The organism is Xanthomonas sp. 1678 (genome assembly GCF_031455575.1).
Lineage (GTDB): Bacteria > Pseudomonadota > Gammaproteobacteria > Xanthomonadales > Xanthomonadaceae > Xanthomonas_A.
Genome location: NZ_JAVDSZ010000010.1, coordinates 161417 through 173655 on the forward strand (window position 1 = coordinate 161417; position 12239 = coordinate 173655).

At 71.9% G+C, this 12239-nt stretch carries 8 protein-coding genes; 5 read left to right on the forward strand and 3 right to left on the reverse strand.

The features are described from left to right. Nucleotides 1-167 precede the first annotated feature (167 nt). The 3 genes from J2Y70_RS17515 to J2Y70_RS17525 all read left to right on the forward strand — a co-directional run bounded on the left by J2Y70_RS17515 (nucleotide 168) and on the right by J2Y70_RS17525 (nucleotide 6128). Nucleotides 168-1940 (forward strand): M14 family metallopeptidase, encoded by a 1773-nt coding sequence (locus J2Y70_RS17515; protein WP_309920375.1) that lies wholly within the window; start codon nucleotides 168-170, stop codon nucleotides 1938-1940. Nucleotides 1941-2019: 79 nt separating this feature from the next. Then, nucleotides 2020-5001, forward strand: coding sequence for a glycoside hydrolase family 3 C-terminal domain-containing protein (locus J2Y70_RS17520; protein WP_309920377.1), 2982 nt, complete (start codon nucleotides 2020-2022; stop codon nucleotides 4999-5001). Nucleotides 5002-5225: 224 nt separating this feature from the next. Further along, entirely contained in the window at nucleotides 5226-6128 is a 903-nt protein-coding gene (locus J2Y70_RS17525) for an endonuclease/exonuclease/phosphatase family protein (RefSeq protein WP_309920379.1), read from the forward strand. A 21-nt stretch (nucleotides 6129-6149) separates the two neighbouring features. Here J2Y70_RS17525 and J2Y70_RS17530 read toward each other — a convergent pair whose 3' ends face one another. Together J2Y70_RS17530 and J2Y70_RS17535 are read right to left on the reverse strand one after the other, a co-directional pair. After that, nucleotides 6150-6755, reverse strand: coding sequence for a response regulator transcription factor (locus tag J2Y70_RS17530; RefSeq protein ID WP_286038034.1), 606 nt, complete (start codon nucleotides 6753-6755; stop codon nucleotides 6150-6152). 31 nt (nucleotides 6756-6786) lie between these two features. Continuing rightward, nucleotides 6787-9789: a triple tyrosine motif-containing protein gene (locus tag J2Y70_RS17535; RefSeq protein ID WP_309920383.1), complete on the reverse strand. Its 3003-nt coding sequence runs from the start codon at nucleotides 9787-9789 to the stop codon at nucleotides 6787-6789. A 184-nt stretch (nucleotides 9790-9973) separates the two neighbouring features. Here J2Y70_RS17535 and J2Y70_RS17540 point away from each other — a divergent pair, with 184 nt between their 5' ends. Continuing rightward, nucleotides 9974-10372 (forward strand): hypothetical protein, encoded by a 399-nt coding sequence (locus J2Y70_RS17540; protein WP_309920386.1) that lies wholly within the window; start codon nucleotides 9974-9976, stop codon nucleotides 10370-10372. Nucleotides 10373-10517: 145 nt separating this feature from the next. Further along, nucleotides 10518-11018 (forward strand): helix-turn-helix domain-containing protein, encoded by a 501-nt coding sequence (locus J2Y70_RS17545; protein WP_263394844.1) that lies wholly within the window; start codon nucleotides 10518-10520, stop codon nucleotides 11016-11018. Nucleotides 11019-11087: 69 nt separating this feature from the next. Here the strand turns inward: J2Y70_RS17545 and J2Y70_RS17550 are convergent, their stop codons facing one another. Then, nucleotides 11088-11699, reverse strand: coding sequence for a superoxide dismutase (locus J2Y70_RS17550; RefSeq protein WP_263113224.1), 612 nt, complete (start codon nucleotides 11697-11699; stop codon nucleotides 11088-11090). Nucleotides 11700-12239: the final 540 nt, after the last annotated feature.

Here is a 12239-nt window from a genome sequence, read left to right on the forward strand (position 1 = left end):
GTCGATGGTTCGCTCGTCACAGGCACCGTCCAGGCAAAATTTTCAGAAGGTTACCCGATCGTTCCAGGCGAATCGAACCGCCCGCAGTGCCCGCAATGACGTGCAGGTGCTTTCGCAAACGGCGCGCTGCACGCATCATGGGGGTCTTGTCCCGAAACGATGCCGCAATGATCCGACCCTGGCTGGCCCCCCTCCTGCTGTCGATGCTGCTGTGCAGCATGCCGTTGCTGGCCAGCGATGCGGGCCTGACCACCGAGGCCGAACGCAGCGGTTTCGCGCGCACCGGGCGCTACGCGGAGACCATCGCGCTGTGCGATGCGTTCGCGCAGCGCTATCCGCAGGCGGTGCGTTGCTTCGACTTCGGCACCACGCCCGAGGGCCGGCCGATGAAGGCGCTGGCGGTGTCCACCTCCGGCGCGCTGGACGCCGCGACGGCGCAGGCGCGCAAGTTGCCGGTGGTGCTGATCCAGGGCGGCATCCACGCCGGCGAGATCGACGGCAAGGACGCCGGCTTCCTGGCGCTGCGCCAGCTGCTCGACGGCCAGGCCGCGCGCGGCGCGCTGGACAAGCAGGTGTGGCTGTTCGTGCCGGTGTTCAACGTCGACGGCCACGAGCGCTTCGGCGCCTGGAACCGCCCCAACCAGCGCGGCCCGGAACAGATGGGCTGGCGCACCACCGCGCAGAACCTCAACCTCAACCGCGACTACGTCAAGGCCGACGCGCCGGAGATGCAGGCGATGCTGCGCCTGGTCGAGCAATGGGACCCGCTGCTGTACGTGGACCTGCACGTCACCGACGGCGCGCAGTTCGAGCACGACGTGTCGGTGCAGGTCGAGCCGCTGCACGCCGGCGACGCCGCGCTGCGCGGCGACGGCCTGCGCCTGCGCGACAACGTACTTGCCGACCTGAAGCGGCAGGGCTCGCTGCCGCTGCCCTACTACCCCTCGTTCGTGGTCAGCGACGACCCCGCCTCCGGCTTCGCCGACGACGTGGCCACGCCGCGCTTCTCGCACGGCTATTTCCAGCTGCGCAACCGCTTCGGCGTGCTGGTCGAAACCCATTCGTGGAAGCCGTATCCGCAGCGCGTGCGCATCACCCGCAACACCATCGTCTCGGTGCTGCAGCAGGTGGCGCGCAACGGCAGCCGCTGGCGCGCCGATGCGCTGGCCGCCGACGCGCGCGCGCAGCGGCTGGGCGGAAAGACGGTGGCGCTGGACTACCGCACCACCGAGCAGTCGCGGCTGGTGGATTTCCGCGGCTATGCCTACACCCGCACGCTGTCGCCGGTGTCCGGCGCGCTGATGACCCGCTACGACGAGCGCACGCCGCAGATCTGGCGGGTACCGTTGCGCGACCAGATCGTGCCCAGCGTCGAAGTGGTCGCGCCGCGCGCCGGCTACCTGGTGCCGGCCGCGCAGGCCGCGCCGGTGGCGGCCAAGCTGCGCCAGCACGGCATCGCCTTCCGCACCCTGGACGCGGGCGCGACGCTGCCGGTGCAGAGCTTCCGTGCCGACGATGCCGGCTTCGCCGCGCGCTCGTCCGAAGGCCACCAGCGGCTCACCGTGAAGGGCGCCTGGCGGCCGGAAACGCGCACGCTCGGCGCAGGCGCGCTGTTCGTGCCGATCGCCCAGCCCAAGGCGCGGCTGCTGATGGCGCTGCTGGAGCCGCAGGCGCCGGACTCGCTGCTGCAATGGGGCGAGTTCAACAGCGCCTTCGAGCGCACCGAATACATGGAAGACTATGTGGCCGAGGACGTGGCGCGGCAGATGCTGGCCAGCGACCCGGCACTGAAGGCCGAATTCGAGAGCAAGCTCGAGCACGACGCCGACTTCGCCAAGGATCCGCATGCGCGGCTGGAGTTCTTCCACCGCCGCCATTCCTCCTGGGATGCGCAGTACCGGCTGTATCCGGTGCTGCGCAGCGACGAAGCGCCGTCCTAGCGCTTCACCGGCTCTCCCCTTCCCCGACTCCCCCCGATGCGCAATCCCTTCAGCTGCTAGAGAGGCCTCACGCCCCGCTATGAAAACGTTTTCAGGACTCCTTTGCCTGGCGCTCGCCTTGGCCTGGCCGGCCTTCGCCGCGCCTGCGCCCGCGACCGACAAGGACGCACCGACGCTCAGCGTGGTCACGCTGAACCTGTACCACGACAAGCTCGACTGGCCGCAGCGGCGCACCCAGATCGTGCAGACCCTGCGCGAACTGCGGCCCGACGCGATCGCGCTGGAAGAAGTGATCCAGCACGACAAGCTGCCCAACCAGGCGCAGTGGCTGGCCGAGCAGCTCGGCTACCAGTGGTACTTCACCAGCGTCGATCCGCCCGGCGCCGCGCAGCGCTACGGCAACGCGCTGCTGACCCGCCGCCCGATCCTGGCGCGCGAGCAGATCCGCCTGAACCCGCTCGACGACAGCCGCACCGCCGGACGCCTGCGCCTGGACGTGGACGGCCGCGTGGTCAATCTCTACGTCACCCACCTGCACTGGACCGAGGCCGGCGGCGCGCTGCGCGAGCGCCAGCTGCAGGACCTGCTGACCTGGGTCGACGCCACCGCCGACGGCGCGCCATCGCTGCTGGCCGGCGACTTCAACGCCAGCGCCGACGCGCCCGAACTGGCCGCGCTGCGCGCCGGTTTCGGCGACAGCTACGGCAGCCTGCACGGCGCCAAGGACGGCCGCGCCGACAGCACCCTGAACCCGAAGTTCAATCCGCCCCGGCGCATCGACCACGTGTTCTTCCAGCGCGAGCGCTTCGAACCGGTGAGCAGCCGCATCCTGTTCCGCAAGCCGGACGCGAACGGCGTCTGGGCCTCGGACCACTTCGGCCTGCTCAGCACCTTCCGCCTGGCGCCCAGCGCCGCGGCCGACGCGCAGCGCCCGTGGACCGATCGCGGCCTGGCGCCGGACCGGCGCGCCGCGCTGCTGGTGCAGGCGATGACCCAGGACGAGAAGTTCCAGATGCTGCACAGCTACTTCGGCCTGGGCAAGGACGGCGGTCCGCGGCCGCCGGGCGCGCTCGGTTCGGCCGGTTTCGTGCCGGCCATCGAGCGCCTGGGCATCGCCGCGCAGCAGCTGGCCGACGCCGGCGTCGGCGTGACCAATCCGGGCAACGTGCGCCCCGGCGACTACGCCACCGCGCTGCCGTCCGGCCCGGCCACCGCCGCCACCTGGAACCGCGCACTGGCCTACGCCGGCGGCGCGACGATGGGCCGCGAATCCTGGCAGCAGGGCTTCAACGTGCTGCTGGCCGGCAGCGTCAACCTACAGCGCGATCCGCGCAACGGCCGCAACTTCGAGTACGCCGGCGAAGATCCGCTGCTGGCCGGGGTCATGGTCGGCGAGTCGATCCGCGGCGTGCAGAGCCAGCGCGTGGTGTCGACGATGAAGCACTTCGCGATGAACGATCTGGAGACCGGGCGCAACACCCACAGCGCCGACATCGGCGAGCAGGCCATGCACGAATCGGACCTGCTGGCGTTCGAGCTGGCGCTGCAGATCGGCGAGCCCGGCTCGGTGATGTGTTCCTACAACCGCATCAACGGCATCTATGGCTGCGAGCACGACTACCTGCTCAACAAGGTGCTCAAGCAGGAATGGAAGTTCCCCGGCTACGTGATGTCCGACTGGGGCGGCGTGCACAGCGGTTCCAAGGCGGCGCTGGCCGGCCTGGACCAGCAATCGGCCGGCGAAGTGTTCGACAAGGCGGTGTACTTCGACGAACCGCTGCGCCTGGCGGTGGCCGGCGGCACGGTGCCGCAGGCGCGTCTCGACGACATGGTGCGGCGCATCCTGCGCGCGTTCATCGCCACCGGCAGCTTCGACCATCCGCCGCAGCGGCAGCCGATCGACGCCGTCGCCGGCGGCGACGCGGTGCAGAAAGTGGTCGAGGAAGGCACGGTGCTGCTGCGCAACGAGAACGACACCCTGCCCCTGCCGCGCACCCTGCGCCGCATCGCGGTGATCGGCGGCCACGCCGACAAGGGCGTGATCGGCGGCGGCGGCTCGTCGATGGTCGGCTTCACCGTCAACGGCGGCAACGCGGTGCCGGGGCTGGCCCCGACCACCTGGCCGGGCCCGGTGATGTTCCATCCGTCCTCGCCGCTGCAGGCGCTGCGCAAGGCGCTGCCGGATGCGCGGATCGACTACGCCAGCGGCGACGACGTGGCCGCGGCGGCCAAGCTCGCGCGCGGCGCCGAGGCGGTGATCGTGTTCGCCACGCAGTGGTCGGCCGAATCGGTGGACCTGCCCGACATCCGCCTGCCCGGCAAGCAGGACGCGCTGATCGCGGCGATGGCCAAGGCCAACCCGCGCACCGTGGTGGTGCTGCAGACCAACGGCCCGGTGGCGATGCCGTGGCTGCAACAGGTGCCGGCGGTACTGGAAGCCTGGTACCCGGGCATCCGCGGCGGCGAAGGGCTGGCGCGCCTGCTGCTCGGCGACGCCAACCCGTCCGGGCGCCTGCCGGTGACCTGGCTGCGCGACGTGGCGCAGTTGCCGCGGCCATCGATCCCGGGGCTGGGCTTCAAGCCGGCGCAACCGGCCGGCAGCAATGTCGACTACGACATCGAGGGCGCCAACGTCGGCTACCGCTGGTTCGCCGCGCGCGGCCTGGATCCGCTGTACGCGTTCGGCCACGGCCTGTCCTACACCCGCTTCGACTACGCCAACCTGAGCGTGCAGGCCGACGGCGCCAACGTGGTCGCCAGCTTCGACGTGCGCAACAGCGGCCAGCGCGAAGGCGCCGACGTGCCGCAGCTGTACCTGCGCCTGCCGCAGGGCCACCACACGCCGATCCGCCTGGTCGGCTGGGACAAGCTCACGCTCAAGCCCGGCGAGACCCGCCGCGTCAGCATCGTCGCCGAACCCAAGACCCTGGCCGACTACGACCCGGTGCAGCGCCAGTGGCGCATCGCCGCCGGCGATTACGAACTGGTGCTGGGCCGCTCGGCGACGCAGGCCGAGGCCACCGCGCCGCTGCGGCTGCAGGACACCGTGCTGCCGCACTGACCGCCGGTGGCTCCCGTGCGCGCGCCGCGGCGGCGCGTGCACGGGCCATTGCAACACCACGAACCTGGAACCGCATCACGCCAGAGCGATGACGCGGTTCGCGAACGAGGCCGGCGCGTTCCCGCATGGGCGCGCCGCAGCGATCCACTCGGCGTTCGACGCCGCATGCAGCGCCGCACGTTCCTACACGCGACGCTGAAGCCGCTGCCTCTAGCATCGTGCGCATGATGGGGACCACACGACGATGGCATCGCCTGGGCTGGCTGCTGCTGGCCCTGGTGGCGACTGCGCGCGCGCAATCGCTGCCCGCCGACCTGCCCGCGGCGCCCGCCACGCCGCCCGGCGCCGCGCTCAGCGTGGTCAGCCTCAATCTCGAACAGGACCGCAACGACTGGCCGGCGCGCCGCGTGCGCATCGTCGATGCGCTGCGCCGCCTGCAGCCCGATGCGATCGCGCTGCAGGAAGTGCTGCAGACTCCCGAATTGCCGAACCAGGCGCACTGGCTGGCCGCGCAGCTCGGCTACCACTGCCATTTCATCAGCGCCGATCCGCCGAGCCGGCCGCAGCGCCGCGGCAACGCCTTGCTGACCCGGTTGCCGGTGCTGGAGGAAGCGGAGACCCTACTGCATCCGTTCGAGGACTACAGCGTGGCCGGGCTGGTGCGCGTGGACCTGCACGGGCAGCCGGTGAACCTGTACTTCACCCGCCTGCATGCCGAGCGCGACGGCGGCGCCAACCGGCGCGAGCAGGCCGACGATCTGATGGCGTGGATCGACGCCACCGCCGAGGGCGTGCCGGCGTTGCTGGCCGGCGGTTTCTTCGCCGCCGCCGATGCGCCGGAACTGGCGCCGCTGGCGGCGCGCTTCGGCGACAGCGACGCGCGCCTGCGCGGCGCCCGCGCCGAGGAGGCGCCGCGCAACGGGCTGGACCCGCGCGTGTTCGCGCTCCCCGCGCAGGCCGACCATGTGTTCTTCGAACGCGGCCGCTTCCGCCCGCTGCGCAGCACGCGGCTGCTGCCGCGTGCGCCGGGCGCTGCGCGCGGCGCCGACCCGCGCGGCCTGCTGGTCGCGCTGCAGCCGCTGGATCCGCCGCCGGAAGACGCCATACCGCCGCTGCCGGGATCCTGAGCCCGCGCCGACCGCAGGGCGCTACAGCTCGATGATGCCGCGCTTGACCGCGATCGCCACCGCATGGGTGCGGTCGCGCGCGCCGAGCTTGCACAGGATGTTCTTCATGTGCGCCTTGACCGTCTCCTCGGCGATCGACAGCAGCGCGGCGATGGCCTTGTTGGAGTTGCCCGCGGCCACGCTCTGCAGCACCTGGATCTCGCGCGCCGACAGGCTGTCGCCGAGCAGGTGCTCGGCGATCTCCGCCGCCACTTCGGCCTGCACCTGGCGCCGGCCCTGCGACACCGCGCGCACCGTGTCGACCAGTTCGCGGCGCAGCCCGCTCTTGAGCAGGTAGCCGCTGGCGCCGGCCTCTAGCGCACGCACCGCCTGCACGTCGCCGCGCGAGGCGGTGACCACCACGATCCGCGCCTGCGGGAATTCCTTGCGCAAGGCGACGATCACCTCGATCCCGCCGAGCCCGGGCAACTGCAGGTCCAGCAGCACCAGGTCCGGGCGCAGCGCGCGATAGGCCTGCAGCGCCTGCAAGCCGTCGGCCGCCTCGCCGACCACGTGCAGGTCCGGCTGCGCGGCCAGCACCGCGGCCATGCCTTCGCGCAGCAACGGATGGTCGTCGACGACGAGGATGCGGATCGGCACGGACGACACTTCGCTCACTTCACTTGGTTCCGGACAGCCACTGGCGCAGGCGGCACCATAGCCGGTTTCGCGCCGGTTCGCGGTAGGCGCGGCGCGCCGGCAGGCGCAGATTGAGTTCGGTGCCCATGCCCGGCCGCGACCACACGTCCAGCCGCGCCTCGATGCGCCGCGCGCGTTCCTGCATGCCGGTCAGCCCCCAATGCCCGGCGCGGCCGCCGGCGGCCAGCACCTGCGGCTCGATGCCGCGGCCGTCGTCGCGAAAGCGCAGCCGCAGCGCATCGCGGCCGTAGGCGATCTCGACCTCGATGCTGCCCGCCTGCGCATGCCGGAACGCGTTGAGCAGCGCCTCGCGGCCGAGCTGGTACAGCTCGTCGTCGACCAGCGGCTGCAGCGCCACCGGCGTGCCTTCGACCAGTACCCGCCGCTGCACCTGCGACTGCGCGCCCAGCTCCTCGAGCATCGCGGCGAAGGCGGCCGGCAGCAGTTCGGTGCGGCCGGCGCTGGCGCGCAAGCCCTCGACCCGGTCGCGGCCCTGCTCCAGCGCCTGTTCGGCGCGATCGAGCACGCCCTCCAGATCGCGCCGCAGCGGCGCCGCCGGCGGCAACGTGCCCAGCGCCGCATGGGTCTGCAGGATCAGCCCCTGGTAACCCTGCAGCAGGGTGTCGTGCAACTCGCGGGCGATGCGTTCGCGCTCGCGGAAGCGCTCCTCCAGCCGCAGCCGCAGCCGCGTGGCCAGCTGGCGCATGCGCAGCAGGTACAGCGCCGACAGCGCCAACAGCAGCGCCAGCACGCACAGCAGCCAGAACGCAGGGGTCTGCACGAAACGCGGCGCGATGCCGAAGCGCAGCGTGGCGCCGCGCGGGTTCCAGACCCCGTCATTGTTGGCCGCGATCACCTGGAAGCGGTACTGCCCCGGGCCCAGATTGGTGTAGAACGCCTCGCGGCGCACGCCGGCGTCGCGCCAGGTCTCGTCCACGCCCTCCAGGCGGAAGCGGAAGCGCACGCGTTCGGGCGCGGTCAGGCTGGTCGCGGTGTAGGCGATCTGCAGCCGCGTGGTGCCCTTGGGCAGCAGCGGCGGCGCGCGCAGCGGCATCGGCTGCTCGTTGGCGAACAGGGCGCGCACGAACACCTGCGGCGGCCATGGGTTGCGCCGCAGGCGCCGGCTGTCGATCCAGGCCAGGCCCTGACTGGTGGCCAGCCATACCACGCCATCGGCGTCGCGCGCCGCGGTACTGTCGAGGTTGGCCTGCACCGCCAGCCCCGGCAGGCCGTCGGCGGCATCGTAGTAGACCGGCTGCAGCGCCACGTCGGCGTCGCCGAACGCCGCATCGAGCCGGCTGCGCGCGATCCGCGCCACGCCCGCGGCACCGTTGAGCCACAGTTCGCCGTCGTCGGTCTGGGCGATGCCGGTGACGCCGCGCAGGCCCGGCGCGCGCGCCGGCGACAGCGTGGCGAAACGTGCGCCGCGCCACTGCGCGATGCCCAGTTCGCCGGCGACCAGCAGCGTCCCGGCGCCGGCATGGATGGTGGTGACCCGGCCGACCTGCAGGCCGTCGCCGGCCGCGAACACGCGCACCCGCTCGCCGTGCAGCTGCCGCACCTGGCCGGACGGATAGCCGAACCAGTAACGGCCCTGCGCGTCCTCTGCGATCGCGGTGCAGGTGTCCGCCGGCAGGCGCGCCTGCCGCGTCCACTGTCCTGCGTGGTAGCGGTACACCCCGTGTTCGGCCACCGCCGCCCAGGCGTCGCCGCCGCGGTCGGACAGGAATGCGCGCACCTGCCGCGCTTGCAGCGCGGCCGGCAGCGCGACCTCGATGCGGCGCCCCTGCTGCATGCGCACCATGCTGGCGTCGCCCAGCACCCAGCCGCTGTCGCGCAGCCGCGCGTATTCCTGTGCCAGCGGTTCGCCGCGCAGCAGCCGCGCGGCGGTGGCGGCATCGGCGCGGAACATCCCCTGGGTATCGGTGACCAGCACGCTGCCGTCGGGTTGCGCATGCACCTCGACCTCGCCGGCCTCGGCGCCGGGCTGACCGGGCAAGGCCATCACGTTGCGGTGGCGGTAGCGGTTGAGGCCGAGCGTGCTGCCGATCCAGACGTTGCCCTCCTTGTCTTCCAGCACCGGCGCGGCGAAGTCCGAAGCCAGGCCGTTGCTGCGGCGGAAATACTCCAGCCGCGGCGCGCGCGGATCGTCCAGGACCACCCGCACCGCGCCGCGCGCCTGGAAGTCGGACAACCACAGGCTGCCGTCGCGGGCGAAGCCCATGCGCCGCGCCGCCAGCGTGCGCAGCGCCGGCGCGGCATGCTGCGCCGCCGGCGGCAGCAGGGTGCCGCCGGCGGCGGCGATGGCGCGGGTGCCGCCGCGCCGGTCCGACAGCCAGATGCGTCCGTCCGGGCTTTCGGCCAGCACCGCGTACAGCGCGGTGGCGATGCCGGTCGGCTCGAAGCGGCGCGCGCCCGGGCGCAGCCGCAGCACGCTGTCGCCGCTGCTCACCCACAGCACGCCGCGGCTGTCGCGCAGCAGCCAGTCGGCGCGCGCGGCGGGATAGTCCCAGTCGGCACCGATCCGCTGCCAACGACGGCCGTCGAACCGCGCCAGGCCCTCCCAGGTCGCGGCCCACAGCGTGCCCTGCGCGTCCGCTTCCAGGCGCGCCACCGGCCCGGCCGGGAAGCCCTCGGCCGCGCCGTACTGCAGCAGCCGGCCGCCTTGCAGCATGCTGGCGCCGCCGTCGAAGTAGCCCAGCCACATGCGTCCGTCCGGCAACACCGTCAGCGCGGTCACGTTCTGCGACAGCAGGCGCGCGCCATGCAGCGGCTCGCGCCGTTCGAAGCGTTCGCCATCGAAGCGGTACAGGCCGAAACCGGTGGCCATCCACAGATAGCCGTCGGCCGACTGCGCCAGCGCCCACACGTCCGCCGGCGCGCCCTGCTCCACCCGCCAGGCGGTGTTGTGCAGCGGCGTCGGCCGCGCCGGCGGCGGCGGCGTGGTGGCGGCAAGCGGTGCCGCGAAGACCAGGCCGAGCACCCACAGAGCGCATGCCCAACGCCGTCTTCGCAGACTTCGCACTGCGCTTCCTCTGCCTCGCAAAAAAGGGAAAAACCGGATTTTCGGCAGCAGCGCGGATACCGCCAACACCCCGATCGAGGGATGTTCCACTGCCTCGTATACGGCTAGGCCGACCTGCCGCGCCGGTCTTAGCCTGAGTGCCATGCAACGACTTTACTCCATGTTTCCCGGCGGCAGCGCGGGACTCGGGCTGCTGGCCCTGCGCCTGTTCCTGGCGCTGAACCTGTGGCCGGCGGCCGCCAGCGGCGCGTGGGCATTGCCGCCGCCGTGGCGGTTGGCGGCGATGGCGCTGGCGCTGCTGGCGGCCGCCGGCGCGCTCACCCCGCTGGTGGCGGTGCTGGCCTGCGCGGTGCCGGGGCTGGCGCTGTGGCACGGCACCGCGGCCGCGGGCAGCGCGCTGCTGGCGGCGCTGCCGGCGCTGGCGCTGGCGCTGCTCGGGCCCGGCGCCTACTCGCTCGACGCGCGCTGTTTCGGCCGGCGCCTGCTGGTGTTGCCGCGCGGCCCGCAGTCGCCGCCGCGGCGGAATCCCCCGAACGAGTGAGCATCCGCTCTGCCGGAATGGGGTGGCCGCTGCACGCGCCCGGCACCAGCATGGACACCGTCCCGGAGACGATGTCCACGCGCATGCCACAGGCGCCAGCGCAGATCCCGCGCGTGCGTTTCCGGCGCTTCCCAGGAGACACGCCATGCCCCGCCCCCACGCACCCGCCTCCCGTTCCACCGCCGCCGAACGCCCCCGCGTCGCCGGCGCAGCCAGCAAGGGCCTGCGTCCGTCCGCGCTGGCCCGTGCCCAGCACTACATCGACCACCATCTCGCCGAGCGTATCGGCCTGGCCGATATCGCCAATGCCGCCTGCGTCAGCCGCTACCACTTCGCGCGCATGTTCCGCCTGAGCACCGGCCACAGCCCGATGCAATACCTGCTGCAGCGGCGGATCGAACGCGCCCGGCAACTGTTGCTGAGCGGACGCCACTCGGTCAGCACCGTGGCTTACGAACTCGGCTTCTTCGACCAGAGCCACTTCGTCAACAGCTTCCGCCGCGTCACCGGCGCCACCCCGGGCTGGTATGCCCGGCACAACCGCGACATCGCCGGGGCCGACGCGCCGGGCGCTGCGCCCGTCGCGGCCGACGGCGGCGCCGAACGCCCGCTCGCCACCGTCACGCTGTGCCTGCCGGCGGTCTAGGCGCCGATCGGCCAAAAGAAAAGGCCGGGCGCGAGCCCGGCCTTTCGATCGACGGCGCGGCTGGCGCGATCAGCCGATCGCGGCGTGGTAGCGACGCTCCACTTCGTTCCAATCGACCACGTTGAAGAACGCGCCGATGTAGTCCGGACGGCGGTTCTGGTACTTCAGGTAGTAGGCGTGTTCCCACACGTCCAGGCCCAGGATCGGGGTGTTGCCCTCGAACAGCGGGCTGTCCTGGTTGGCGGTGCTTTCGACCACGATCTTCTTGTCCGGGGTCACGCTCAGCCACGCCCAGCCGCTGCCGAAACGGGTCAGCGCGGCCTTGGTGAAGGCTTCCTTGAACTTGTCGAAACCGCCCAGTTCGCTGTCGATCGCCTTGGCGACGTCGCCGACCGGGGTGCCGCCGGCGTTGGGCGCCATCACCGTCCAGAACAGCGAGTGGTTGGCGTGGCCGCCGCCGTTGTTGCGCACCGGACCCTGCAGGTTCTCCGGCAGGGACTTCAGCTTGGACACCAGCGCCTCGATCGGCAGATCGGCGTACTCGGTGCCTTCCAGCGCGGCGTTGACGTTGTTGATGTAGGTCTGGTGATGCTTGGTGTGATGGATTTCCATCGTCTGCGCATCGATGTGCGGTTCCAGCGCGTCGTAGGCGTAGGGCAGCTTGGGGAGGGTGTAGGCCATGCGGTTCTCCTGGACTTTCGTCCGCCGGAAGGACGGACGTTGCGTGATGAATGGTAGGGACGACCGGCGTCCTTACCAAGGCCGGCGTGGGGGAAACATCGTCCCATCGTGCGGTGGCGGGGTCGGCCGACGCCGCGGATCCGGCGGCTACGATGCGCCAGCACCCGGTTAGTCGCATGTGAATCGGCCTGGCCGACGCTGCAACGATGCGTGTGGCAATTGCATGACGGAGCGCGCCACGCGGCTTTTTGCGCCGTCGCGCACAGGAACATCCGCTGCGGAGCGTCCATGCGCGATGCCGACGCGCGTCGACCTGTATTGCACCCGCTCGCGCAGGCATGCCTGTGCTCGGCGGCGTGGAGCGCATCGTCCCCATCGCGGCGAGGAGATCCACCCGCCGCCCGAACCGAGTGCCGAATCCGGCTGCCCGACCGCGGTGAGCCGCTTCCAGGACGAGCCGATCCTACGCGGCCCGCCAGGACGGACGACCGATCTTCAGAGCACGAACAGCCAGGCTCGCCCATACTGTGCCGTTGCCGC